Raw genomic sequence first — 24,153 nt, 5'->3', positions numbered from 1 at the left:
TCACGCTAATACGAAAGGCCGCTCAGTCGTGGCGATGCGTGACCTCGCCGTGACCGTGGTCGTGGTCATGGCCGTGGTGGTCATGATCGTGATCGTCTCCGTCGAAATCCCACGCTGGGAACGGGTCGGCGAACTGCTGCCAGCCTTGCGGTCCTAAGGCGTATTCGGCGTCGGTGAGAAGGCACGCGTCGAATTTCGCGGACCACAGCGCCGGGTCGATACCCACACCGATCATCACCAGCTCCTGCCGACGGTCGCCGATGCTCAGGTCGTCCGGCGCGCCGTGCCAGTCGGCGGCAATTTCAGCGGCCAGTTCGTCGTCGGCTTCGGGCCATTCGCTGCGGTCCTGGGCCGCCCACCACATGCCCGCGGGACCGTGCCGGCAGGCGCCGCCCGCCTGAGACAGCGAACCGGCGATGTCGTTACGCGTCGCGAGCCAGAAAAAGCCTTTGCTGCGCAACACGCCCTTCCACTCCTCATGCAGCAGCGCCCACAGGCGTTCCGGATGAAACGGACGACGCGCGCGATAAACGAAATTGCCGATGCCGAACTCGTCGGCTTCACTGTGATGGCTATGCCCGTGCGCGTGCTCGTGTTCATCGCTGTTGAGCGCCGCAAGCCAGCCAGGCGTGCTCGACGCCTCGTCGAAATCAAAGCGGCCCGTGTTCAGCACCTGATCGAGCGGCACGGCGCCGAAGCGGCTCACCACCTGCACCGCCCGCGGGTTGATTCGCGCGAGAATGCGTTGCAGACGCGTGAGTTCGTCGGCGCTGACCAGATCGGCCTTGTTCACCACGAGCACGTCGCAGAATTCAATTTGCTCGACCAGCAACTCGACCAGCGTGCGGTCGTCCTCTTCGGTGGCGGCAATGCCCCGTTCGGCAAGCGCATCTGCCGAGCCGTAATCGCGCAGGAAGTTGAACGCGTCGACCACCGTCACCATCGTATCGAGCCGCGCGACGTCGGATAGCGACGCGCCGTCGTCGTCGACGAACGTGAATGTTTCAGCGATCGGCATGGGCTCGGCCACGCCGGTCGACTCGATCAGAATCGCGTCGAAGCGTTTTTCCGCGGCGAGGCGTTTGATCTCGACCAGCAGATCGTCGCGCAGCGTGCAGCAGATGCAGCCATTCGACAATTCGACCAGCTTCTCTTCGCTATGCGAAAGCGCGGCGGCGTCTCGTACCAGCGTCGCGTCGATATTGACGGCGGCCAGATCGTTGACGATCACGGCGACCCGCAAGCCGGCGCGATTCGCGAGGATGTGGTTCAGGAGCGTGGTCTTGCCGGCGCCCAGAAAACCGGAGAGCACGGTGACGGGCAATGGCGGCTGGTTCATCGCAGTACGGGAAAGCTGGAAATTGGAGGGCTTGCCGGGCGCAGCATTGCTGCGTGAGCGTCGAAACGGGATCGACGCTCGAGCGCCGGCGGCAGCACGAAGCCGCATTGTGCATCAAATCCGGGAAGGCAAGCAGCCAGCGGCCGGCAGCCGGCTATGGACCGGGTCGATCGGCGGGCGGATCAACGGGCAGTCAAAGGACTAATCAGCGTGCCGCCCAGTGGCGTAATCAACAAGCCACTCAGCGCACAGCCGGCATCAGGTTCCACTTGCGCAGAATCGCGGCGATCTGTTGCGCGTACTTGTCGCGCAACGAGGGCGTCTCCGAGTGATACGCGCCGATCGCTTGCCACGTATTGCCGTACTTGTTCATCTGACGGCGCAGATGCCAGGCCGCGATATAGACGTTCTTGCACGGCTCCATCAGCGTGCCCTGCGAGATGCCGTATTGAGCAAGCGTGGGCAAGTGAATCGAGTTGATCTGCATGACGCCGTAGTCGGTCGAACCATTCGCGTTCTTGTGCTGCGCGTCCGGCCGATTGTGCGACTCCTGCCACGCGATCGCGCGCAGAATCAGCGGATTGACCTTCTGATATTTCGCTGCCTCGTCGAAACAATCGGCGCGCGCCGGCCCGGCTAATGCCAACAAGGTAATTCCTGCCAGGGCGGTAACGAGGGATCGATTCATCGGTCAAGCTGACTTGGCAAAACCGCAAGGGTAAGGCTTCGTAATGCGTTGCGTCGGCCATTGTTCAGACGCAGGAAGCCGGAAACCGCACTGTGGTCGGGCGTTGACGCAACATCGGGGAAAACCCGCGTTGGCAACAGCGAACCGGCGGCTCGAACGGCTCGTATGATACCGGCAGGCCGATACCCGTCAAGTTAGCTAACAGACATAAGAGCGCGGAACACGAAGTTCCGGCGCGGTTTTCAGTGCGTATCGGTTGCCTTTCAATGTCCCGACGAAGCGGGCGGATGCTGGAGGAAACTCTCGGCGCCTTTCCATTTGTGACAAATCCGACATGAAAAACTGTTACTGTTCACTTTTTTCGGACATTGGATGGCCAGCATTTTAGGGCGGGATTCCGCCTACCTGGCCCGCCAGCAGACCGACAGACCGGCGCTCTGCTCCCATGTCCGCGCTGCATGACCGCCGGCGGCTCGAGCTGCCGGCATCGACATTACATTCCATGAGAAGAAATCGTATGGCTTTGCGTCGCGTCGCAACGGCGTTGCTGGTGGCTGGACTGATCACTGCGCAGACGGCGGACGCACAGGTGACCCTCAACTTCGTCAACGCCGACATCGACCAGGTGGCCAAGGCGATAGGCGCTGCGACCGGCAAGACGATCATCGTCGACCCGCGTGTCAAAGGTCAGTTGAATCTCGTGTCGGAAAACGCAGTGCCCGAGGACCAGGCGCTGAAGACGCTGCAATCCGCGCTGCGCATGCAGGGCTTCGCGCTGGTACAAGACCACGGCGTACTAAAAGTCGTACCCGAAGCCGACGCCAAATTGCAGGGCGTGCCGACCTACGTCGGCAACGCGCCGACTGCGCGAGGCGACCAGGTCGTCACGCAGGTATTCGTGCTGAAAAACGAGTCGGCCAACAATCTGTTGCCGGTGCTGCGCCCGCTGATTTCGCCGAACAACACGGTGGCCGCTTACCCCGCCAACAACACGATTGTCGTGACGGACTACGCGGACAACGTGCGGCGCATCGCGCAGATCATTGCCGGCGTCGATACGGCGGCCGGCCAGTCGGTGTCGGTCGTGCAACTGAAAAATGCCAACGCGCTCGACATTGCCGCGCAACTGAACAAGATGCTCGACCCGGGCGCGATCGGCAGCACGGACGCGACGCTCAAAGTGTCGATTACCGCCGACCCGCGCACTAACTCGCTGCTAATTCGCGCGTCTAACGGCGCGCGTCTTGCCGCCGCGAGAACGCTCGCGCGCGAACTCGATGCGCCCACCAGCATGCCTGGCAACATGCACGTCGTGCCGTTGCGCAACGCCGAGGCGACCAAGCTCGCGAAGACCTTGCGCGGCATGCTGGGCAAAGGCGGCGAAAGCGGCTCGTCGGGAGGAACGAACGAGGCGAACGCGTTCAATCAGAACACCGGCGGTGGGCTCGGCGGCAACAATTCGACGGGCACCTCCGGCACTCCGCCGCTGCCGTCGGGCGGGCTCAACAGCAGTTCCATGTCCTCGCCGATGGGCGGCTCCGGTGCGGGCGGCTATGGCTCGAACAGCGGCAATGCTGCGGGCGGGCTGCTCGGTGGCGACAAGGACAAGAACGACGACAATCAGCCGGGCGGCATGATCCAGGCGGACGCCGCGACCAACTCGCTGATCATCACCGCGTCGGAACCTGTGTACCGCAATCTGCGCACGGTGATCGATCAGCTCGACGCGCGCCGCGCGCAGGTCTATATCGAAGCGCTGATCGTGGAACTGAATTCGAACACGAGCGGCAATCTCGGCATTCAGTGGCAGGTCGCGAACAACTCGCTTTTCGCGGGCACCAACCTCGCAACCGGTTCGAGCAACAGCATCATCAACCTGACCGCGGGCGCCGCGGCGGCCGGAGCCACTGGCGGTCTCGCCACGGCGCTGGCCACGCAAGGCGTGCAGCAGGGTTTGAACATCGGCTGGCTTCACAACATTTTCGGCGTGCAGGGTCTCGGCGCATTGCTGCAGGCGCTCTCGCAGACCGCCGACGCGAACGTGCTGTCCACACCTAACCTGATCACGCTCGACAACGAAGAAGCGAAGATCGTCGTCGGCACGAACATACCTATCCAGACGGGTTCGTATTCGAACCTGACGAGCGGAAGTGCAAGCTCGGCTTTCAACACGTACGACCGCGTCGACGTGGGCCTGACGCTGCACGTCAAACCGCAGATCACCGACGGCGGCATCCTCAAGCTGCAGCTCTACACGGAAGACTCGGCGATCGTGAACGGCACGACCAACGCGACGACGAACCCGGCCGGCCCGCAGTTCACCAAGCGTTCGATCCAGTCGACGGTGCTCGCGGACAACGGTGAAATCATCGTGCTGGGCGGTCTCATGCAGGATAACTACCAGGTCAGCAACAGCAAGGTGCCGCTGCTTGGCGACATTCCGTGGATCGGCCAGCTGTTCCGGTCGGAGCAGAAGAACCGCAACAAGACGAACCTGATGGTGTTTCTGCGCCCCGTGATCATCAGCGATCGCGACACTGCGCAGGCTGTCACGTCGAACCGTTACGACTATATTCAAGGTGTGCAGGGCGCCTACCGGCAGGACAACAACCTGATGAAGGACAAGGACGACCCGGTGGTTCCGCCGATGCCCGTCGGCCCGAGCCAGGGCGGATCGCCGTTGAATCTGTTCGATCTCGACCAGATGCGCCGTCAGCAGATGCAGCCGCCTCAGCCACGTTCGTCCGCGCCGCAGCCGAATAACGGCACGCCCTACACAGCGCCCGCCGCCCCCGCGGTGAACGGCGCCGTGCAGAGCAACCCAGTGCCGGTTGCGCCGTCCACCGCATCGCCAGGAGTTCAGCCGTGAATACGCCGTCCATGCCGCCGTCAGCCTCAACGTCGCCGGCATCGTCGCGGGCCGCCGGAGTTGCATCGGCGGCAATGACAGAGCACGCCGACCATGCGGAGCGCGCGGCGCCGTCGGCGATCGCCGCGCGGCTCGTGCCCTATGGCTTCGCGCGCAGCGGCCAGATTCTGGTCGCGCATCAGCACGCCGACAGCCTCGAAGTGTGGATCAGCGAGCGTACGAGTGAAGCCGCGCTCGCCGAAGTGGCGCGCAATTTCGGCGCGGTGTCCGTGGTGCGTATTCCCGCCGACGAACTCGCGCAGGCGATCAACCAGGCCTATGCGCGCCAGGACGGCAGCGCGGCGCAGGTGGTCGGCGAAGTGGAAGGCGAAGTGGATCTGTCTCGCCTCATGCAGGACATTCCCGAGGTGGAAGACCTGCTGGAATCCGAAGACGACGCACCGATCATCCGCATGATCAACGCGCTGCTCACGCAGGCGGCGCGCGAACAGGCGTCGGACATTCACATCGAGCCGTTCGAAACGTCGTCGGTGGTGCGTTTTCGCGTCGACGGTACGTTGCGCGACGTCGTGCGTCCGAAGAAAGCGCTGCATGGCGCGCTGATCTCGCGGATCAAGATCATGGCGCAGCTCGATATCGCCGAGAAACGTCTGCCACAAGACGGCCGTATCACGCTGCGCGTGGGCGGGCGTCCGGTCGACGTGCGTGTGTCGACTCTGCCGACTGGTCACGGCGAACGCGCGGTGCTGCGTCTGCTCGAAAAGGACGCGACGCGCCTGAATCTCGAAGCGCTCGGTATGGGCGCGGACACGCTCGGCAAGTTCGACAAGCTGATCGGCAGGCCGCACGGCATCGTGCTGGTAACGGGCCCGACCGGCTCGGGCAAGACGACCACGCTGTACGCGTCGATGTCGCGGCTCGAAACGGCGACCACCAACATCATGACGGTGGAAGACCCAATCGAATACGACCTGGCGGGCATCGGCCAGACCCAGGTGAACGAGCGAATCGGCATGAACTTCGCGCGCGCGCTGCGCTCGATCCTGCGTCAGGATCCGGACATCATCATGATCGGTGAAATCCGCGACCTCGAAACCGCGCAGATCGCGGTGCAGGCTTCGCTCACCGGCCACCTCGTGCTGGCTACGCTGCATACCAACGACGCCGCGTCCGCCGTCACGCGTTTGACCGACATGGGTGTCGAGCCGTATCTGCTCGCGTCGTCGCTGCTAGGTGTGCTGGCGCAGCGGCTCGTGCGGCGTTTGTGTCCGGTGTGCCGCGAAAAGCGCGTCGAAGAAGACGGTCGCGTGCATTGGCATCCGGTCGGTTGCGACAAATGCGGCCAGTCCGGTTATGCAGGCCGCCGCGGCGTGTATGAACTGCTGCTGATCGACGACGAAATCCGCACGCTGATTCACCGTAATGCGTCCGACGCGGACATCCTCGCGGCAGGCCGCGCGCAAGGCATGCTCACGCTGCGCGAGGACGCGGAGCGCTGGCTCGCTTCGGGGCTGACGTCGCTTGAAGAAGTGATCCGCGTGACGGGCGGAGCATAAGCGCATGCCGGCATTTCGTTTTGAAGCGATCGACGCGGCGGGCAAGGCGCAAAAAGGCGTGCTCGACGCCGACAGCGCGCGCGGTGCCCGCACCAACCTCCGTTCGCAGGGACTCACGCCGCTTGTGGTCGAACCGGCGGCCACACGCACGCGCGGCGAGCGCAATCAACGTCTGTCGTTGGGACGGCGGTTGTCGCAGCGCGAGCAGGCGATTCTCACGCGTCAGCTGGCCAGTCTGCTGATTGCCGGCCTGCCGCTCGACGAAGCGCTCTCGGTGCTCACCGAACAATCGGAGCGCGACTACATTCGCGAACTGATGGCCGCGATTCGCGCGGAAGTGCTCGGCGGCCACTCGCTCGCGAATGCGCTGACGCAGCATCCCAAAGACTTTCCCGAGATTTATCGCGCGCTGGTTGCTGCCGGCGAACATACCGGCAAGCTCGGACTCGTGCTGTCGCGGCTGGCTGACTACATCGAGCAACGCAACGCGCTCAAGCAGAAGATCGTGCTCGCGTTCACGTACCCGACCATCGTCACGATCATCGCGTTCGGCATCGTCACGTTTCTGTTGAGTTACGTGGTGCCGCAAGTGGTCAACGTGTTCGCAAGCACCAAGCAGCAACTGCCCTTCCTCACGATCATGATGATGGCGCTGTCCGGTTTCGTGCGGAACTGGTGGTGGGCCGTGCTGATCGCGGTGGCGATTCTCTTTTATGCAGTGCGTTCGACGCTCAGACAAGCCGGCCCGCGCCTCGCGTTCGACGGCTGGCTGCTCACCGCCCCGCTACTCGGCAAACTCGTGCGCGGCTACAACACGGTGCGTTTTGCGAGCACGCTCGGCATTCTGACGGCGGCCGGCGTGCCGATTCTGCGCGCGCTGCAGGCCGCGGCTGAAACGCTCAGCAATACGGCCATGCGCGGGAACATCGACGACGCCATCGTGCGTGTTCGCGAAGGTACGTCGCTCTCTCGCGCGCTCGGCAATACGAAGACGTTTCCGCCGGTGCTGGTTCACCTGATCCGTTCGGGGGAAGCGACCGGCGACGTCACGACCATGCTCGACCGAGCGGCCGACGGCGAAGCGCGCGAGCTCGAGCGCCGCACGATGTTTCTGACGAGTTTGCTGGAGCCGCTGCTTATTCTGGCGATGGGCGGCGTGGTGCTGGTGATCGTGCTGGCGGTGATGCTGCCGATCATCGAGTTGAACAACCTGGTGCAGTGAGGGCGGCGTGAGGGTGGCGTGGCGGCGCCTTTGTGCGGCGGCCGTGCTGCGAGCCGATGCGGAGCGGCGTGTGTGTCGCCCGGCTCTGCTCCGTTTAGCGGACGTAGATCGTGGGACCGGCCGCGTTGGCCGGCAGGAATACTTCGGAATGCGCGCCATTGCGGTCGATAACGATCGAACGGGCGCGGACTTCGGAGAGTTTGGCGCCTTGCATCAGTGTGCTGCCGAGCGATACCGCACGCGGAGGTTCGCCGCCCACGCTGACAATGGCCGCGGCGCCTTCACGCAAAGCAAGAATGCCGAACAGATGCACGTCCTGGTTCGCGGTGCGCGTGAGCTGGCCGCCGAACAGCGTGGCGGCCTGATCGGTCGAGACCTGCGCGTGCGCGGCGGCTGCGGGCAACGGTGCGCCCGACGTCGTGGTGAGCGTGATGATCCAGTAGGTCAGCGTCGCGCAGAACACGGCGAACAGCGCAAGCGACAGAAGGCGGATTTGGATGGCGTTCATGCGCATCATTGTACGGACTATTGTGAAAATTGCGTTGGGTTGAAACCCCGCGATTGCATGACATTAAAATGACCGGCCGGGCGTGTTCAATGGCACCGAAAGTGCTGGACGCGAATCCCGCCCAGTCGAAAATTCACCTGAAAAGAGGTAGCAAGCTATGCAACTGTCGACCACTCGCCGCACAGCAATCGCGGGTCCGCGCAGCCGTCGTCAACGCGGCTTTACGCTGATCGAAATCATGGTCGTGATCGCGATTCTCGGCATTCTGGCCGCGTTGATCGTGCCCAAAATCATGAGCCGTCCGGACGAAGCGCGGCGCGTTGCCGCGAAGCAGGACATCGGCACCGTGATGCAGGCGCTCAAGCTTTATCGTCTGGACAACGGCCGTTATCCGACTCAGGAGCAGGGCCTGCGCGCATTGATCGAAAAGCCGGCCACCGATCCGGTGCCGAACAACTGGAAAGACGGCGGCTACCTCGAACGTCTGCCGAACGATCCGTGGGGCAACGGCTACCAGTATCTGAATCCGGGCGTGCACGGCGAGATCGACGTGTTCAGCTACGGCGCGGACGGCAAGGCGGGCGGCGAAGGCAATGACGCCGATGTGGGCTCGTGGCAATAGACGACAGCAAAGCACGCGTGACGATCAGGCCGCCGCTCGCCGCGGCCGGCACGGCTACGCGCGCGCGTGACTGCCGCCGTTCGGCTGCATGGAGCGCAATGAGCGCAATGAGTGCGAGAGCCGGCCGTCGACATGCGGCGGGTTTCACACTGCTGGAAATGATGGTGGTGCTGGTGATCGCAGGCTTGCTGGTGTCCTTGACCGCATTGACGATGACGCGCAATCCGCGCACCGATCTGAACGAAGAAGCGCAACGTCTCGCGTTGCTGTTCGAGTCGGCCGGCGACGAAGCGCAGGTGCGCGCGCGTCCCATCGCATGGCAACCAATGGACGGTGGCTTTCGTTTCGACATGCGTACCGAAGACGGCTGGCGTCCGCTGCGCGACGATCTGCTGAAGCCCCGTCAGTGGGAAGGCGGCGTGACCGGCGTGACGATCGACTATCCGGGTTCGAGTTCGCAAGCAAGCCGTGTTGTATTCGGCACCGAGGCGATCGACGTGCCGGTGCGCATCACGCTCTTCTCCGCTGCGGGGCGCGCGACGATCGTCGGCACCGGCAACGGCCGTTACGAGGTTCACTGACATGCGTCGTTGCAGCAGCACGGCGGCGCGCAAGGCCGCTAACCGCCAGCGCGGTTTCACGATGATCGAGGTGCTCGTCGCGCTCGCGATCATCGCGGTGGCTCTCGCCGCATCGTTGCGTGCAGTAGGCAGTCTCGCGAGCGGCGAAGCCGATCTTCACCGGCGCCTGCTGGCTGGCTGGAGCGCGGACAACACGCTCGCGCAATTGCGTCTTACGCATGCATGGCCGAACGTCGGCTCGACGAGCTTCGATTGTTCGCAAGGCAATCTGCAGTTGATCTGTACCGAGCATGTGACGTCGACGCCGAACCCGGTGTTTCGTCGCGTGGAAGTCATGGTGACGATGCCTGGGCGTTCCGGCAACCTCGCTCAGATGGTCACGGTGGTCGCGAATGAAAACAACCGTTCGCTCTGAGCGCCGCCGCCGTGCGGGCGCGCGTGGCTTCACGCTGATCGAGCTGCTGGTCGCGATCGCGATCATGGCGGTGATCGCGGTGTTGTCGTGGCGTGGACTCGATCAGATCATTCGCGGCCGGCAGACCATCACGAATGCAATGGAAGACGAGCGGGTCTTCGCGCAGCTGTTCGACCAGATGCGTATCGACGCACGTCAGGCCGCCTCGGACGACGAATCCGGCCAACCCGCGGTGTCGCTCGCGGGCGGCGGCTTGCAGATCGTGCGGCAATTAACCTTGCCCGGCTCCGCGCCGCGTTTGCAGGTCGTGCGTTACCGCGTCACCGAAGGACGCGTGATTCGCTATGCGTCGCCGCCGCTTGCGAGCGTCGGCGATCTACGCTCGGCGCTGCGCGGCGGCGAAAGCGAAGGATGGACCGGCTTGCCTTTGATGGGCGGCGTCGGCGCGATTTCCGCGCGCCTCTACGTGCCGAGAGTCGGCTGGACGACGCAGATGAAAGACGTGCAGGGCGCGATCACGGAGGCCGACAATAACCTCAAGGTGCCGCAGCTCGGCAATGCGCCGTTGCCGCGTTCGGTGACAGGACTTGAAGTGAGCGTGGGCGCGAAGTCGCTCGCGCGGCCCATCACTCGCGTTTTTCTGATCGGAGAATGACATGAGATTCTCCTCGCTTCATACGCGACGTTCTGCCGTTTGTTCAGCCTCGATCGATGGCTCGCGTGGCTTGGCGCAACGTCGGGCGACGCGAGGCAGACAGGGCGGCCAGGGACGTGCGCGACAACGTGCACAGCAGCGCGGCGCGGCCATTATCAGCGCGTTGCTGGTAGTGGCGCTGTCGGCGATTCTGGTCTCCGGCATGCTATGGCGCCAGCAGGTTCAGGTTCGCCGAATCGAGAATCAGCGCCTGCTCGCGCAGGCCCAATGGGTTTCGCGCGGTGCGCTCGACTGGACGCGTCTGATTCTTCGCTCTGAAGGCGATACCTCCGCAGGCATTACGTATCTGGGCGGCGTGTGGGGCGTGCCGATCGCAAAGACGAGACTTTCCGATTTCCTCGGCCAGATCGGCGAGGTCCGCGCTCAGCAGGGCGCCGCCACCTACCTGTCGGGATCCATTGAAGACGCTCAGGCCAAGTTCAATCTTCGCAACCTGGTTGCGAGCCCCGCGCCCGGGGTCATGCAACTGGACACGGAGCAGATCGGCGCATACCAGCGTCTGCTCGTGTCGCTCGGCTTGAGCGGCCAGCTCGCCAAGAACACCGCCGTGCAGGTGCGTGCGAGCCTCGCACAGTCGGCAACGCGTTTTCAGACTGTCACGTCGACGTCCGGCACGACAGCGACGGCGCCCATTCAAGGCGGCGCAACGAGCGGCGGCTTTACCGACAAGCCCGGTATCGAAGACGGCGACGACAGCGCGGCGCACGCGCCGTTGCAAATGACCAGCGTCGACTCGCTGCTCGACATTCCCGGCTACACGCCGGAGATGGTCGCGCGCTTGCGGCCCTTCGTCACCGTGCTGCCCACGGTGTCCGCGGTCAACATGAACACGGCCTCCGCGGAGGTCATCGCCGCGATTGTGCCGGGCATGAGTCTGTCGTCCGCGCAGGCATTCGTCGCGCGCCGGCAGACAGTGTTTTTCCATAATGCCGGCGACGTGCAGCTTGCTTTGCGCGGCGCGGGTGCGCAGACCGTCTCGGTCGATCCGAATCAGTACGACGTCAATACGAACTACTTCCTGATTCACGGGCGCGTGCAGCACGAGCGCGCCGAGGTGGATCGCACGACGCTCGTCTATCGCGACGCTTTGACTCACACTACGCGTATCGTGCGGGTGCAAGACCAACTATGAATAACGCCTTTCCCAAAGAGAGTGGCCTTTGAGCACGCTGATCGTCTTATTGCCGCCGCGTGATCCGGCGGTGCCGTCGCAGGAATGGCAACTGCCGGACTTGCCATTCGTGCTGCTCGACAAGTCGGGACGCACGCAGCGCGCCGGCCGCTCGGCGCTTGCGCTGCTGCCGCGCGCCACGTCGACGGTGCTGATGGTTGCCGCGCGCGACCTGCTGATGATGCCCGCCACGCTGCCGCCGTTGCGCGGCCCGAAGCTGCGCCAGGCATTGCCGAATATCGTCGAGGATCAGCTGATCCAGGACCCGCAAACCTGCCATATTGCCGTCGATTCGCAATCGGCCGCGGGCGGTCGTCAAATGCTGGCGATCATCGACCGTGGATGGTTCCGCTTCATCTACGAGGCTTTTTCCGCAGCCGGCCACCGGAGTCTGCGCGCCGTGCCGGTCACGCGTTGTCTGCCGGAAGCAACGTTGCCCGCTGTGCCGGCCGAAGTTGCCGAAACCGTGAGCGCGACCGAGCCGGCCATGGCGGGGGCGTCGCTCGCCGACGCTGCGCCGGTGCCGGTTGCGGCCGACACTGCGCCCCAAGTCGTGCCGATGGTGGCGGCGGTGCTCGGCACCGTGGTTCAGACTGCGCCCGCGATGCTGCTGGAAGGCGCCGTCGAAAGCGGCATGCCGCGCGTGGAGCTGGCGATTGCCCGCGGCGCGCAAGGCGAAGGCCTTGCCGTGCCTGCAAACGCGGTGAACGCGACGCTTGCCGCGCTCGCCGGCGCAACGCCGGTTTCGCTCTATATGCTGACCGAGGTTCCGGGCAACGAGCCGAGTCTTGGTGCGAGCAGTCCGGCACGTCTCGGCGCACTCGTGCACGGCGCGAGTCCGCTGCCCTTCGAGCAGCTTGCGCGCCGCGCGCTCACATGCCGCTTCGATCTCTGCCAGTTCGAATTTGCGTCGCAGCCATGGCGGCTCGACCGCGCGACGCTGCGCCGTCTGCGCCTGCCGGTGCTGCTGGCGCTCGGCGCGCTGGTGGTCGCCATCGTCGGTGCAAATGTGCAGTGGTTGATGCTTTCACGTCAGCGCGACGCGATCAGCACGCAGATGACCGAGCTTTTGCTGACCACCTTTCCGAAGACGACGGTCGTGCTCGATGCGCCCGATCAGATGTCGCGTCAGTTGCAGCAGCTGCGCGTGGCCGCCGGTGAGCTTTCGCCGGGCGATTTTCTGTCGCTCGCCGATGGCCTCGCGAGGTCGCTCCCGCCTGTGCCGGTCAACGGCATCGCCGCGCTGGATTATCACGACCGGCGTCTCGACGTTACCTTCAAACCTGAAGTGAAGCTCGACCCGGATTTCGCCAAACGCCTTGCGCGCAACGGACTGAGCGGCGCGATCGACAGCAACACCGGCAAGTGGACCATCAGGAACGGACAATGAAAGCTGAACTCGCGCAAACCTGGGCAGGCTTCTGGTACCAGCGAACCGACCGCGAAAAAGCGTTGCTGACGTGGGGCGGCGGCGTGCTCGCAGTGGTGATCGCGTGGTCGGTGCTGTGGGCGCCGGCGCAGGAGGGCCGCGCGCGTCTGCGTGAATCGTTGCCCACCTTGCAGCGGCAGCTCGCGCAGATGACCGCGCAGGCCAACGAAGCGCGCCAGCTTTCGGCTGCGGCACAGGGCGTTGCGCCGACCGGCGGTGCGCTGAAGGACGCGCTCACCGCGTCGCTGAGCGATCATGGCCTTGCGGCCACGCAAGTGCAGGTGATCGGCAACGCGGTGCAGGTGCAGATGAAGAACGCGTCGTTTCCCGCGTGGACGGCCTGGGTCGACGACGTGCGCCGCCAGTTCAAGGTGCAGGTCTCCGAGGCGCACGTGACCGCGCTAAAAGAAGACGGCCAGGTGGATGTCACTGCGTCGTTGCAGCCATCCACGGCGAAATGACCGCGCTGTCACGGGATCTCGCATGACTTACTGGATGCGGCGCCTGCGCGCCGTGCTGCCCTGGGTGCTGGTTGCGGTCCTCTCGAACGCCGCCGTGATGCTCGCGCTGTTACCCGCTGCGTGGATCACGCCGCAATTTGCCCGCCAGAGCGGCGGCCATGTGAACCTTGTCGACCCGAGCGGTTCGCTCTGGCACGGCTCGGCTACGCTGATGCTGGCGGCCGGCTCCGACATGAGCGCCGCGACGCTGCTGCCGGGACGGATTGAATGGCGCACGGCGTTCTGGCCGCTCTTCACCGGCCGTGTGCGCATGACCATGCGCCATAGCGAGGCAATGCCCGATCCGATTACCATCGACGCGACGCCGCGCAGCGCGAACGTCACCCCCGGCACGATAGGCGTCCCTGCTTCGCTGCTAAGCGGTCTGGGCGCGCCGTTCAACACGCTGGATCTGCAGGGCGACGTGCGGCTTTCGTGGTCCGACTGGCGCAGCTTCAACCGCGAGGCGTTCGGCCAGCTGACGGTCGCGCTGAGCGACGTGAGTTCGCGCGTATCGCCGGTAAAGCCGCTCGGCTCCTATCAGCTCGTGTTCCAGGCGGAGGGCGTCTCGTCGACGATCGAGTTGCGCACAATCAAAGGCCCGTTGATGCTGAACGGCCGCGGCGTTGTGTCGCCGGCTTCCACGTCATTTCACGGAACGGCGACGTCCGCGCCCGAGGCTCGCGACAATCTCGCGGGACTGCTGAATTTGCTGGGACGGCCGAGCGGACCGGACACCGTCACGTTGTCTTTCGCTCATTGAGCGCGGTGTGGCGCGGCAACGGGGAAGGTCGCACTTACGTCAGGCCGCGCGAGTTCTCAGACAAAATAAAAAAGAGGCATGCCCGGCTCAGTTAGCCGCTCATGCCTCTTTCGTATTTCAGCGCCGTGCGGCGCTTGCTCACGCCCGCGAGTTCTATTTGCTTTGCGCCTGAATCTGCGCCTGAGCGGGCATTGACGTTTGCGGGGCATCGCTTCGCGCAACCGGCGTCGACGGTGACGTGGATGACGCTGGCAATGGTGCTGGTGCGGCCACATCGCCGGTTTCGCGGTTCATCTGCGTGACGTCCCAGCCACCGCCCAGCGCCTTGACCAGACCGACCGACGACACCATCCGCTGACCTGCGATGGTCTGCAGCTTCTGTTCGGCCGTGAACGCCGTGGTTTGTGCGGTGAGGACGTTCACGAAGCCCACCGTGCCGGCCTTGTATTCGTTCGTCACGATGGCAAGCGCCTGGCGCGCCGATTCCACGGCCTGCTGCTGCACCACGATTTCCTGTTCGAGGATGCGCTGCGACGCGAGGTTGTCCTCGACGTCCTGGAACGCGGTCAGCACCGTTTGGCGATAGGTCGCGACGTTCTGGTCATAGGCGGCCCGGGCGGCTTCGGTTTGCGCGCGGCGCAGCCCGGCGTCGAACAGGGTCGCCGCGAGCTGCGGACCGACGGTCCAGAAGCGCGACGGCGCGGTCAGCAGTTGCGAGAACAACGAACTCTGGAAGCCGCCGCTCGCCGACAACGTGAGCGATGGGAAGAAGGCGGCAATTGCGATGCCGATCTGCTCGTTGGCTGCTGCAGCCTTGCGCTCCGCAGACGCGATGTCGGGCCGCCGCTCCAGCAGCGCGGACGGCATTTGCGCGGGCACGGCGGGCGGCGTCGCGGTGAGCGGCATCGGCGGAATTGAAAACGTGGAAGCCGGTTCGCCCACGAGCACTGCGATCGCGTGTTCGTCCTGCGCGCGCTGAACGCCGTTGTCGATCGCGGAGGCCTGCGCCGATTGCAGCTGCGTTTGCGCCTGAATGACGTCGGAGCGCGCGGCCACGCCCGCGGCGTACTGGTTCTGCGTGAGTTGCAGCGAGCGTTGATAGGCCGCGACGGTTTCGTCGAGCAGCTTCTGGTTCGAATCGAGCGAGCGCAGCGCGAAGTACGTCTGCGCGAGCGTGGCCTGCGCGGATAGACGAGCGTTGGCCAGATCGGCGGCCGCGCTTTGTTGGCCCGCCTTCTGCGCGTTCACGGAACGACCCACCGAGCCCCATAGATCGGGTTCCCAGCTGGCGTCGAGTTGCAGGTTGTAGCTGTTGATGACGCCCGAGCGGTTGCTCCCGCTCGCTGCAACCGCATTCGATGAAACACCGCTGCCGGAGCGCGTAGCGCCCGCGGACAAGCCGACGGTCGGGAAATACGCCGCGCGCGCCTCACCGACCAGTGCGCGGGCCTGACGGTAAGCGGCGGCAAATTGGGCGACGGTCTGATTCGCGGCGTTCAGCTTGTCTTCGAGCGCATCGAGCTGCGGATCCTGATAGACGGTCCACCATGCGCCGCGATCCTGCTGATCCGACGGTTGCGCGACTTTCCAGCCTGGCGCGGCTTCCTTGTACGAGGCAGGAATCTCGGCGTCTGGACGCTTGTAATCTGGACCGACCGCGCACGCGGCCACGAGGCCCGCGACGGACACAGCTACCGCGAGGGTCAGGACGCGCGGGGCAAAGGTCCGCGCGGACGAGATTCGGTCAGACTGCATGCATTGATTTCCTTCTGGACGCCGCGATGCCGCCGATGACGGCGCCGGCCGGTATGGTTTGCCGGCATGTTAGCGTAAGAGCCCGCTGGGCGCGGGAAACAGAAAGGTTAATGCGGCGAGCGATGCAGGTGTGTTACCGACGGTGTCGCGAAGGTTACGCGCTGTTACTGGCGAGCGGCGTGGCTTTCGATGAAAGCGGCGAGGCCACCCATCACGCCCGCGAGTCGACCCGCGATTCCGCCGATGCTGGCTTGCGCGCGAGCTTGCCCGCGGCTGCCCGGCATGGGGCGTCGCCGCGCGATTGGCAGGCGCTCGCCGGGTTTTGCGCGGGGGCGGCGGCAGTCCCGGCCAGGCGCACGGGCTCCGCTGCGATTTCGACAGATGTGCTGCTCGAACTCTTGCGCCCACGCCGATGCTCGACCCACGCCAGAATCGCGACCCCTACCGATCCGCCGGGCAGTACGAACAACACTGCAAATAGCGCGAGCTTCCACCAGCGATGCGGGCCCTGGAAGCTATGCAATGCTGAATCGGTCAATGAGCGGCCGAGGCCGCCGAGGGTATTTTTGAGGTACAGCATGGGAGGAACATCCTTGGGTCACGCCGCATCGGCGGCGGACAAAAAAGCGGTCAGAACATAGTCTCGGGTGGCGCGGAACGCGTAACTCGTTGCTTCGTATAATATTGACTATGCAAGTAAATTTCAAGATACTGATGCGCGATATGTGGGTGCGCTGTTGTTTTTCGGCGGTTCCTTCGGGGCGGTCTGCGAAAATCGCCATTGATCTTCCTGCTTAGGCAGCTAAACTTCGCTTGCCCAGCGATGTTCCGGATACAAGATGACAGACGGCCCCTACAAAGCAGATGAAATTCGGCTCGAGTCTAGTCTCGGCTATTACCTGTCGAAGGCTCGCAACGTGCTGGTTGAGCGCACCGACCGCGCGGTGAAGCCGCTTGGACTGACCGCCCAGCAGATCGGCGTCATTCTGATGCTGGCCGCCGGCCGGGCGAACACGCCGTTCGAGTTGTCTCGCGTTATGTCGTACGACAGCGGTTCGATGACGCGTCTTCTGGATCGCCTTGAAAACAAGGGCTTTGTGTCGCGCACGCGCAGTGACGCGGATCGACGCATGATCAAGCTGGAACTGACGCCGCGAGGCCACGACGCGGCGCGCCAGTTGCCGGACATTGGCGCTGCGGTGCTGAACGAACAGTTGCGTGGCTTCACAGCCGCCGACCTTGCCACGCTGATCGATCTGCTCGGCCGTTTCATTGCGAACGGCGTCGATCCGGATTCGAGCGCCGGTTGTGGCTTGTGTTCGCCAGATGAGTTGCCCGACGAGCCGCTTCACGATTCATCGCCGGAAAACGGCAAGCAGTAGCTGGAGCGCCAATTACAGGCCGTACTGCGCATATGTCTCTGTCTGGGCAGAGTGTGATGGTGCATATATGCGCGATGGCTGGATCGACGCGATAAACGTGGCACAACAATCTTTTCCGCGCTGAGGAGAAAAACACATGGACGCTACGGCTTCCAACGCTACTGGACCGGCGGCCCAACCCGCTACTCCGCCCGCAGCCGAACCGGCGCCGCTTACGGGCGGCGCGCTTGCGCTGCTGACGGTGGGCCTCGCGCTCGGCACCTTCATGGAGGTGCTGGACACGTCGATTGCCAACGTGGCCGTGCCGACCATCTCCGGCAGTCTCGGCGTCGCGACCAGCCAGGGCACGTGGGTGATCTCTTCGTATTCGGTGGCCTCGGCGATTGCTGTGCCGCTCACCGGATGGCTGGCACGGCGCGTCGGCGAAGTGCGGCTTTTCACGCTGTCCGTTCTGCTCTTCACGATCGCCTCGGCGCTGTGCGGTTTCGCGCAGAACTTCGAGTCGCTGATCATGTTTCGCCTGGTTCAAGGCCTTGTGTCCGGGCCGATGGTGCCGCTTTCGCAGACTATTCTGATGCGCTCGTATCCGCCGGAAAAACGCGGGCTCGCACTCGGCCTTTGGGCGATGACCGTGATCTGCGCGCCGATTTTCGGGCCAGTGATGGGCGGCTATATCACCGACAACTACACGTGGCCGTGGATCTTCTACATCAACGTGCCGATCGGCCTTTTCTCCGCGGGCTGCGCGTTCGTGCTGCTGCGCGGCCGGGAAACGAAGACCACGCAGCAGCGTATCGACGCGGTTGGTCTTACGTTGCTCGTAATCGGCGTGGCGTGCCTGCAGATGGTGCTCGACCTCGGCAAGGACCGCGACTGGTTCAACTCGACATTTATCGTGACGCTTGCAGTGATCGCGGTCGTGTCGATTGCGTTCATGCTCGTGTGGGAGATGACCGAGAAAGAACCCGTGGTCGACCTTTCGCTGTTCAAGGACCGCAACTTCGCGCTTGGCGTGCTGATCATCTCGTTCGGCTTCATGGCGTTCTTCGGCTCGGTGGTGATTTTCCCGCTATGGCTGCAAACCGTGATGGGCTACACCGCGGGCCTCGCCGGTCTCGCCACCGCGCCGGTCGGCTTACTCGCCCTCGTTCTTTCGCCGATGATCGGCAAGAACATGCATCGGTTGAATTTGCGCGTGGTCGCGAGTTTCGCGTTTATCGTGTTCGCGTTCGTGTCGTTCTGGAACTCCACTTTCACGCTCGACGTGCCGTTTAACCACGTCATCTGGCCGCGTATCGTGCAGGGTATCGGCGTGGCGTGCTTCTTTGTGCCGATGACAACCATCACGCTATCGAGCGTATCCGACGAACGGCTTGCGAGCGCGTCGGGTTTATCGAACTTTTTCCGGACCTTGTCGGGGGCGATCGGAACTGCGATCAGTACGACGTATTGGGAAAACGATACGATTCGCCATCATGCGATGCTGGTCGACAACGTGAACGTCTACACGCCGAATACGAATGCGTACACCGATGCACTCGCCGGCGTCGGCTTTTCCGGTGGCAGCATTACCGCGCAGCTCGAGCAGGTGGTGACTGCGCAGGCTTATATGCTCGCCACGAACGACTTCTTCCGCATATCGTGCGCGGCGTTCCTCGTGCTTGCGGTGCTCGTGTGGATCACCAAACCGCGCAAAGGCGTCGGTCCTTCAATGGGACATTGATCGGCGCAACGCTTCGCTCATTGACTGACGGCTTCGCCGGTCGTTGGCGTCACCGACTGCCCCTGCAACGCGTCGGGGTGCATGGCGGTGGGTGCGGGCTGCGACGGCTTCACATCGGGTTTCTGTGTGCCCGCCGCGGTGCCTCGAACGTATTGCTTGAAGTCGGCGCCCGCTTCCCACGGGTTCGGCGTGCAGCCAAGCGATCCATCGCAATGTGCGGCGAAGCCGATCGTCGCGGTGCCGTCGGGATTTGCGGTGCGGGTGATCTGATACGCGAGCGCGCGTTTGCCACCATCGGGGCCGGCCGTCTGAATCAGCGTGTCGGTCGCGGATTCGACTTTATATTTTGAGTTGTTCGTGACCCACGTCTGCGCGCGCTGCCACCAGAGGTCGCACTGAGCTTTGTTCGAACACGTCAGGGGCGTGGTTGCTATCTGCATAACGTCGGGATCGACTTGTCCTTGCGTTGAACATGCGGTCGCGGCAACCGCCGCCGTCGCAATGCACAGTGCGGCCAACAGACTTTGCTTCATCACGTTGATCCTCCCTCTCGCTAGCGTGTCGTAACAGTTTGGACCGTTACGCGCGGAGGGCGTTTCCTTTACGTCAAAGAAACCTGCAAGTCGTGAACGTTTTGCCGACGCGCCCGCTGTTGTCCGCGTCGATTACATAGCCGTTACCGCGCATGCACCGCACAATAAAAAAAGCGGCTACTCGAGCCGCTTTCGCACGTTGCTTCGCGCATGTGAGCCGGTGTGCTCAGACGCTGAAACGATTCAACGTGTACGCCCGATAAGCGGCGACAAATGCATCGAACGAGCCTACTTCTTCGCGTTCGAGCTTCGCCTGCTCCTCGAGCGATTGTTTGGCCAGTTCTGCAAACTCCTTGGCCTCGCCGGGCTCCAGCGGACGCGCGCGGAAGTAGGCCGCGTGCGCTTCGCTTTGTTCCAGACCGAATTCGAGGAAGCTCTGCTGCTTGTCGCGCATCGTCTGCAACACCCGCGCCGATGGCGTAAGCGACGGATCGGCAAGTTTCGCCCGTTGAATGGCAACCGAGCGCGCGTGCGCGTCGCCGCCCTGCAGTGCGTCGAGCGTGGCTGCCGCGGCTTCGATCTTGACGAATAGCTCTTCGGCCCATTCGATCATCGCGAGCGGATGGCCGTCACGGATCAGTTCGAGGCCGGGCTTGCGCCCTTCGGTCGTTACGCGCGCGAAGTTCTGGTTGGCGTCCGCGTAGGGTTGCGGCGGCAATGGCGCGCTGTCGTCGAGCGCACACACAAGCAGATAGGCGTCGAGAAAGCGTGACGTCTCCAGAGAAATACCAACCGGCTCGAATGGGTCGATGTCCATGCAGCGCACTTCGACGTATTGCACGCCGCGCGCGGCCAGCGCATGCAAAGGACGCTCGCCGGGATACGTCACGCGCTTAGGACGGATCGTCGAGTAAAACTCGTTTTCGATCTGCAGCACGTTCGTGTTGATCTGCACCCACTCGCCGTTTCGCTGCGTACCGATTGCCTCGTATGCCGGATACGGCTGGCTGACGGCCTTCGCAAGTGCGTCGAGATAACCGGGCAGCGTGTCGTAGTCGGCATGCAGCGCTGCTTGCGCGGTGGTGTTCGAGTAGCCGAGATCGCTCATGCGCAGGCTGGTCGCGTACGGACGGTACAACGTGTCTGCGTCGAAGGTTTCGAGCGTATGTTTGCGCCCGCGCAAGAAGTGGCGATCGAGCGCCGGCGACGCGCCGAACAGATACATCAGCAGCCAGTTGGTGCGGCGGAAATTGCGGATCAGCGCGAGATAACGATCCGACTGGAAATCGACGGCGCTCGCGGTGGTTTGCTGATCCGCATGCAACAGCCGCCAGACTTCCTCGTTCAGCGAATAGTTGTAATGGATGCCGGCAATGCACTGCATCGTGCGACCGTAACGCAGCGCAAGGCCGATCCGATAGACGTACTTCAGCTTGCCGATATTGGAGGTGCCGTAGTTCGCGATTGGAATGCCGTCGTCGGTATCGGGCAAGAGGCCGGGCATTGAGTTGTTCCACAGAATCTCGTCGCCGAGTTCTGCGTACACAAAGCGATGCAGCCGGTCGAGCTTATCGAGCGTCAGCGCGACGTCCTGCTCGGCCGGCGTGATCAGTTCGAGCAGCGCTTCGGAATAGTCGGTGGTCAGCGAAGGATGCGTGAGCGCCGATCCGAGCGCGCGCGGATGCGGCGTCAGCGCGAGTTCTCCGTTGTGGTTCACGCGCAGGCTTTCTCTTTCTATGCCGCGCAGGCCGTGCAGCAGCGCGTCGCGTTGCGGGCCAGAAGTCAGCACGGACAGGCGGTGCGAGAACGCGTCGGTCGTGCGGGATTGTGTGGTGTTTGGCATTGATGCGAGTCGGGCGTTGTCGGCCGCCATGTGCCGCTTCGCTGCTCACTGGCAGCATGGTGCGGTCGACAACGTTCGGCGGAATTTTCAGTAGCGGGCACTTTAACATCTCGCCACGGCGCCTGCTTGAGGCCGCCTCGGCGGGCTGTTCCGGCCGGTCTGACCGACTGTTTTCACGCCGGATTCGCGAATCTGGCCACGGAAATTCGGGTTATTGCGGGTATTGCGGCGGTGAGGTTTCTAGCGGGCGGCGGTGCGTGCCGCACCCACGTTCGATGCGGCGCGACGGAGCAACAGCGAAACGGCAAACCCGCGCGAGCCAGCAAGCAAAGTTAACCGCCGCGCGCGGCGCCGGCGCGGTCCGCCACTTCATTCCACAGATGCATCGCCGCGTAAGCACGCCACGGTCGCCATGCGTCGGTGCGTGCGCGTTGCTGGGTCGCCCGCACGAGCGACGGATCGCGCGCGGAGATCGACTGCATCAACACGAGGTCGAGTGCAGGCCACGCGTCGGCATCGCGCCACGCGCGCATCGCGACGTACTCGACCGTCCACGGGCCGATGCCCGGCAAGGCGAGTAATTCCGTGCGCAGGCTGTGCGCGTCGGCGGTTGCGCTGTCGAGCGGTACGTCGCCGCTCGCGACGGCGCGCGCGAAACCCTGCAGCGCCGCGACGCGTTTGCCCGGCATTCCGATTTGCGCGAGATTGACTGTTGCGAGGGCGTCTGGCGTCGGAAAACGCCACGCGGTGCTTGCGTGCGGATGCCCTTCGATACGCTCGCCCGCGCGCTGTACCAGTCGTCCGATGATGGTTGTCGCGGCCTTCACGCTGACCTGCTGGCCGACGATCGCACGTACCACGAGTTCGAAACCGGACCACGCGCCCGGTACGCGCAGGCCCGGCGCCGCTTCGATCAGCGGCGCGAGCCAGGGGTCGGCCGCCAGGGCGGCACCGATCTTCTTCGGCTCCGCGTGCAGATCGAAGATCCTCGCGATGGGTGCTGCAAGCGCGTCAGCGTGACGGCTCACCGGTCCCTCGATGCTTGCGACGAGGCAGCGCTTGCGTGGGTGCTGCCGCACGCTGAGCGTGCCACTGTCGCCGTCCCATTCGATTGCGCGGCGATAGGCGCCGTCTTCGACCGTCTCGACGCCGGGCGTCGCCCGTCCGCCGAAAAAGCGCAGCAGGCGCGGCCAGTCGAACGGCGATTTGTACGGCAGTTCCAGGGTTGCGACTTCGTCAAGCGTGCTCACGCGGCGTGGTCCAGTTTGGTAGCGACGGTTTCAGTAGGACCCGTCTGGGAATGGCTGGGTTCATCTGCGGAAACGTTGCGCGCGTGCTGCGCCTCGTTGTCCAGAAGAGCAACCTTGCGCGGCAAGCCCCAGCGATAGCCCGCAAGCGCCCCGCCCTTTTGCACGACGCGATGACACGGAATGGCGAGCGCAACCGGGTTCGTCGCGCACGCGCTCGCCACGGCGCGCACGGCGCGCGGCGCGCCAACCGCCTCGGCGATCTCCGTGTAGCTGCGCGTCTGGCCATACGGAATGCGCCGCAGCGCGTCCCAGACACGCTGACGGAAGGCGGTCGCGGCAATATCGAGCGGCAGGTCGAAGTCCTGACGTGTGCCGCGCAGGTGCGCGTCGATTTGAGCGATGAACGGTGCGAGCCGCTCGGGATCGTCCAGCAGGGCCGCGTTGGCAAATTCGCCGCGCAATTCGTCGACGAGGAAGGCGGCGTCGTCGCCGAAACCGATTTTGCAGATGCCTTTGTCGGTCGCGGCCACCAGCACGAAGCCGAGCGACGTCGGCGCGCTCGCGTAGCGGACCGTCAGTCCCGCGCCCTTGCGGCGATATTTCGACGGCGCCATGCCCAATTCCGCCGATGCGCTGTCGTACATCCGCGAAGGTGAATTGAAGCCGGCGTCGAGCGTCGCACGCGTGACGTCCGCGCCGCTCTTGAGCGCGTCGCGCAACGCGGCGCCGCGCTGCGCGGCCTGATACTGGCGCGGCGACACGCCCACCACGCGCTTGAACAGCCGCTGCAGATGAAACGGGCTCACGTGCACGGCGTCGCTCAATTGGGCGAGCGTGAGACGTTGCTGCGGATCGGCGTCAAGCGCGGCGCACGCCCGGTTCACGATCTCCAGTTCGCGCGGCAATCCGCCCGGCTGGCAGCGCTTGCAATCGCGAAAGCCCGCGGCGCGGGCGCCGCCGGCGTCTGCGAAGAAGGCGACATTCTCACGACGCGGCTGGCGCGAAGCGCAGGACGGACGGCAGAACACACCCGTCGTCTTCACGCCGTAGAAGAAAGCGCCGTCCGCGAGCGGATCGCGGCGAGTGACGGCTTCCCAACGCTCGTCGTCGGAATTCCAGGTGGCGGTCTCGGCGGTAAGGCTAGTGTCAACAGGCTTGGCAGCGCGGTTCATGATGGTCCCGGATAGGTGCTCTCGATGCTCACCAATGTAGGCCGCATGCCGACACACTACGCTCCGGTTCTTGCTGTGTCATTGCGGTTCCTCGTTGGCGGACGGCCGTGTAACTCC

Annotated in this window: 22 protein-coding genes; 13 read left to right on the top strand and 9 right to left on the bottom strand. The window is 64.1% G+C overall.

Going from position 1 to position 24,153, the window contains the following annotated elements; genetic code table 11:
- Window positions 1-22 precede the first annotated feature (22 nt).
- Window positions 23-1,339, bottom strand: coding sequence for a GTP-binding protein (locus tag H281_RS0112195; RefSeq protein WP_020067391.1), 1,317 nt, complete (start codon window positions 1,337-1,339; stop codon window positions 23-25).
- 241 nt (window positions 1,340-1,580) lie between these two features.
- Window positions 1,581-2,027 carry a lytic transglycosylase domain-containing protein gene (locus H281_RS0112190; RefSeq protein WP_027804521.1) on the bottom strand — a complete coding sequence of 149 codons (447 nt, stop codon included), beginning with the start codon at window positions 2,025-2,027 and terminating at the stop codon, window positions 1,581-1,583.
- A gap of 517 nt (window positions 2,028-2,544) precedes the next feature.
- On the opposite strand from H281_RS0112190, the gene gspD reads away from it, so the two are divergent.
- Genes gspD through gspF form a run of 3 tightly spaced genes read left to right on the top strand, consistent with a single transcriptional unit; the run spans window position 2,545 to window position 7,674 of the window.
- Complete coding sequence (gene gspD / locus H281_RS0112185; protein ID WP_020067389.1) at window positions 2,545-4,896, top strand: type II secretion system secretin GspD; 2,352 nt, start codon at window positions 2,545-2,547, stop codon at window positions 4,894-4,896.
- A complete protein-coding gene (gspE, locus tag H281_RS0112180; RefSeq protein WP_020067388.1) occupies window positions 4,893-6,452 on the top strand; it encodes a type II secretion system ATPase GspE in 1,560 nt (519 codons plus the stop codon). Before gspD ends, gspE begins: the two co-directional genes overlap by 4 nt.
- 4 nt (window positions 6,453-6,456) lie before the next feature.
- A complete protein-coding gene (gspF, locus tag H281_RS0112175) occupies window positions 6,457-7,674 on the top strand; it encodes a type II secretion system inner membrane protein GspF (protein WP_020067387.1) in 1,218 nt (405 codons plus the stop codon).
- A gap of 94 nt (window positions 7,675-7,768) precedes the next feature.
- Here gspF and H281_RS0112170 read toward each other — a convergent pair whose 3' ends face one another.
- The gene (locus H281_RS0112170; RefSeq protein ID WP_027776885.1) at window positions 7,769-8,182 is read right to left on the bottom strand and encodes a type II secretion system protein N; all 414 of its coding nucleotides are present in this window, start codon (window positions 8,180-8,182) and stop codon (window positions 7,769-7,771) included.
- Window positions 8,183-8,339: 157 nt separating this feature from the next.
- On the opposite strand from H281_RS0112170, the gene gspG reads away from it, so the two are divergent.
- From gspG to H281_RS0112130, 8 genes are all read left to right on the top strand, one after another.
- Complete coding sequence (gspG, locus tag H281_RS0112165) at window positions 8,340-8,804, top strand: type II secretion system major pseudopilin GspG (RefSeq protein ID WP_020067385.1); 465 nt, start codon at window positions 8,340-8,342, stop codon at window positions 8,802-8,804.
- A gap of 98 nt (window positions 8,805-8,902) precedes the next feature.
- The gene (locus H281_RS0112160; protein WP_241077868.1) at window positions 8,903-9,385 is read left to right on the top strand and encodes a GspH/FimT family pseudopilin; all 483 of its coding nucleotides are present in this window, start codon (window positions 8,903-8,905) and stop codon (window positions 9,383-9,385) included.
- Between the two features lies 1 nt (window position 9,386).
- Window positions 9,387-9,800 carry a type II secretion system minor pseudopilin GspI gene (gene gspI, locus H281_RS0112155; protein ID WP_020067383.1) on the top strand — a complete coding sequence of 138 codons (414 nt, stop codon included), beginning with the start codon at window positions 9,387-9,389 and terminating at the stop codon, window positions 9,798-9,800.
- Complete coding sequence (locus H281_RS0112150) at window positions 9,778-10,455, top strand: prepilin-type N-terminal cleavage/methylation domain-containing protein (RefSeq protein WP_020067382.1); 678 nt, start codon at window positions 9,778-9,780, stop codon at window positions 10,453-10,455. Before gspI ends, H281_RS0112150 begins: the two co-directional genes overlap by 23 nt.
- A 1-nt stretch (window position 10,456) precedes the next feature.
- Window positions 10,457-11,647 (top strand): type II secretion system minor pseudopilin GspK, encoded by a 1,191-nt coding sequence (gspK, locus tag H281_RS0112145; RefSeq protein ID WP_020067381.1) that lies wholly within the window; start codon window positions 10,457-10,459, stop codon window positions 11,645-11,647.
- 28 nt (window positions 11,648-11,675) lie between these two features.
- Window positions 11,676-13,076, top strand: coding sequence for a type II secretion system protein GspL (gspL, locus tag H281_RS0112140; protein WP_020067380.1), 1,401 nt, complete (start codon window positions 11,676-11,678; stop codon window positions 13,074-13,076).
- Window positions 13,073-13,576 (top strand): type II secretion system protein M, encoded by a 504-nt coding sequence (locus H281_RS0112135; protein ID WP_020067379.1) that lies wholly within the window; start codon window positions 13,073-13,075, stop codon window positions 13,574-13,576. Before gspL ends, H281_RS0112135 begins: the two co-directional genes overlap by 4 nt.
- Before the next feature lie 22 nt (window positions 13,577-13,598).
- The gene (locus H281_RS0112130) at window positions 13,599-14,378 is read left to right on the top strand and encodes a type II secretion system protein N (RefSeq protein ID WP_020067378.1); all 780 of its coding nucleotides are present in this window, start codon (window positions 13,599-13,601) and stop codon (window positions 14,376-14,378) included.
- Window positions 14,379-14,531: 153 nt separating this feature from the next.
- Here the strand turns inward: H281_RS0112130 and H281_RS0112125 are convergent, their stop codons facing one another.
- Window positions 14,532-16,133: an efflux transporter outer membrane subunit gene (locus H281_RS0112125; protein ID WP_020067377.1), complete on the bottom strand. Its 1,602-nt coding sequence runs from the start codon at window positions 16,131-16,133 to the stop codon at window positions 14,532-14,534.
- 211 nt (window positions 16,134-16,344) lie between these two features.
- Window positions 16,345-16,713, bottom strand: a complete 369-nt coding sequence (locus H281_RS0112120; RefSeq protein WP_020067376.1) for a hypothetical protein — start codon at window positions 16,711-16,713, stop codon at window positions 16,345-16,347.
- A 259-nt stretch (window positions 16,714-16,972) separates the two neighbouring features.
- Between H281_RS0112120 and H281_RS0112115 the strand changes: the two genes are divergently transcribed.
- Together H281_RS0112115 and H281_RS0112110 are read left to right on the top strand one after the other, a co-directional pair.
- A complete protein-coding gene (locus H281_RS0112115) occupies window positions 16,973-17,515 on the top strand; it encodes a MarR family winged helix-turn-helix transcriptional regulator (RefSeq protein ID WP_020067375.1) in 543 nt (180 codons plus the stop codon).
- A 136-nt stretch (window positions 17,516-17,651) separates the two neighbouring features.
- Complete coding sequence (locus tag H281_RS0112110) at window positions 17,652-19,238, top strand: DHA2 family efflux MFS transporter permease subunit (protein ID WP_020067374.1); 1,587 nt, start codon at window positions 17,652-17,654, stop codon at window positions 19,236-19,238.
- Between the two features lie 17 nt (window positions 19,239-19,255).
- On the opposite strand, the gene H281_RS0112105 is transcribed toward H281_RS0112110, so the two are convergent.
- From H281_RS0112105 to ada, 4 genes are all read right to left on the bottom strand, one after another.
- Window positions 19,256-19,771 (bottom strand): hypothetical protein, encoded by a 516-nt coding sequence (locus tag H281_RS0112105; RefSeq protein ID WP_020067373.1) that lies wholly within the window; start codon window positions 19,769-19,771, stop codon window positions 19,256-19,258.
- A gap of 226 nt (window positions 19,772-19,997) precedes the next feature.
- Entirely contained in the window at window positions 19,998-21,614 is a 1,617-nt protein-coding gene (gene gshA / locus H281_RS0112100; protein ID WP_027804519.1) for a glutamate--cysteine ligase, read from the bottom strand.
- A 332-nt stretch (window positions 21,615-21,946) separates the two neighbouring features.
- Complete coding sequence (locus tag H281_RS0112095; RefSeq protein WP_020067371.1) at window positions 21,947-22,864, bottom strand: DNA-3-methyladenine glycosylase family protein; 918 nt, start codon at window positions 22,862-22,864, stop codon at window positions 21,947-21,949.
- Window positions 22,861-24,036 carry a bifunctional DNA-binding transcriptional regulator/O6-methylguanine-DNA methyltransferase Ada gene (ada, locus tag H281_RS0112090; RefSeq protein WP_020067370.1) on the bottom strand — a complete coding sequence of 392 codons (1,176 nt, stop codon included), beginning with the start codon at window positions 24,034-24,036 and terminating at the stop codon, window positions 22,861-22,863. The genes H281_RS0112095 and ada overlap by 4 nt, the downstream gene beginning before the upstream one ends.
- Window positions 24,037-24,153: the final 117 nt, after the last annotated feature.

Origin of the sequence: Paraburkholderia caledonica (genome assembly GCF_000383275.1) — a bacterium.
In the GTDB taxonomy this organism is placed as follows: Bacteria; Pseudomonadota; Gammaproteobacteria; order Burkholderiales; family Burkholderiaceae; genus Paraburkholderia; species Paraburkholderia caledonica.
Note: the sequence above shows the minus strand (reverse complement) of the source record. Positions and strands in the feature narration are given on the sequence as shown.

Bases quoted from the DNA above. Each gene is read 5' to 3' on its own strand.
- gshA (WP_027804519.1), bottom strand. From the start codon at position 21,614: ATGCCAAACACCACACAATCCCGCACGACCGACGCGTTCTCGCACCGC.
- H281_RS0112170 (WP_027776885.1), bottom strand. From the start codon at position 8,182: ATGAACGCCATCCAAATCCGCCTTCTGTCGCTTGCGCTGTTCGCCGTG.
- gspG (WP_020067385.1), top strand. From the start codon at position 8,340: ATGCAACTGTCGACCACTCGCCGCACAGCAATCGCGGGTCCGCGCAGC.
- H281_RS0112135 (WP_020067379.1), top strand. From the start codon at position 13,073: ATGAAAGCTGAACTCGCGCAAACCTGGGCAGGCTTCTGGTACCAGCGA.
- H281_RS0112125 (WP_020067377.1), bottom strand. From the start codon at position 16,133: ATGCAGTCTGACCGAATCTCGTCCGCGCGGACCTTTGCCCCGCGCGTC.
- gspF (WP_020067387.1), top strand. From the start codon at position 6,457: ATGCCGGCATTTCGTTTTGAAGCGATCGACGCGGCGGGCAAGGCGCAA.
- ada (WP_020067370.1), bottom strand. From the start codon at position 24,036: ATGAACCGCGCTGCCAAGCCTGTTGACACTAGCCTTACCGCCGAGACC.
- H281_RS0112160 (WP_241077868.1), top strand. From the start codon at position 8,903: ATGAGCGCAATGAGTGCGAGAGCCGGCCGTCGACATGCGGCGGGTTTC.
- H281_RS0112195 (WP_020067391.1), bottom strand. From the start codon at position 1,339: ATGAACCAGCCGCCATTGCCCGTCACCGTGCTCTCCGGTTTTCTGGGC.
- H281_RS0112120 (WP_020067376.1), bottom strand. From the start codon at position 16,713: ATGCTGTACCTCAAAAATACCCTCGGCGGCCTCGGCCGCTCATTGACC.
- gspI (WP_020067383.1), top strand. From the start codon at position 9,387: ATGCGTCGTTGCAGCAGCACGGCGGCGCGCAAGGCCGCTAACCGCCAG.
- H281_RS0112150 (WP_020067382.1), top strand. From the start codon at position 9,778: ATGAAAACAACCGTTCGCTCTGAGCGCCGCCGCCGTGCGGGCGCGCGT.
- H281_RS0112190 (WP_027804521.1), bottom strand. From the start codon at position 2,027: ATGAATCGATCCCTCGTTACCGCCCTGGCAGGAATTACCTTGTTGGCA.
- H281_RS0112110 (WP_020067374.1), top strand. From the start codon at position 17,652: ATGGACGCTACGGCTTCCAACGCTACTGGACCGGCGGCCCAACCCGCT.
- gspK (WP_020067381.1), top strand. From the start codon at position 10,457: ATGAGATTCTCCTCGCTTCATACGCGACGTTCTGCCGTTTGTTCAGCC.
- H281_RS0112115 (WP_020067375.1), top strand. From the start codon at position 16,973: ATGACAGACGGCCCCTACAAAGCAGATGAAATTCGGCTCGAGTCTAGT.
- gspD (WP_020067389.1), top strand. From the start codon at position 2,545: ATGGCTTTGCGTCGCGTCGCAACGGCGTTGCTGGTGGCTGGACTGATC.
- H281_RS0112105 (WP_020067373.1), bottom strand. From the start codon at position 19,771: ATGAAGCAAAGTCTGTTGGCCGCACTGTGCATTGCGACGGCGGCGGTT.
- H281_RS0112130 (WP_020067378.1), top strand. From the start codon at position 13,599: ATGACTTACTGGATGCGGCGCCTGCGCGCCGTGCTGCCCTGGGTGCTG.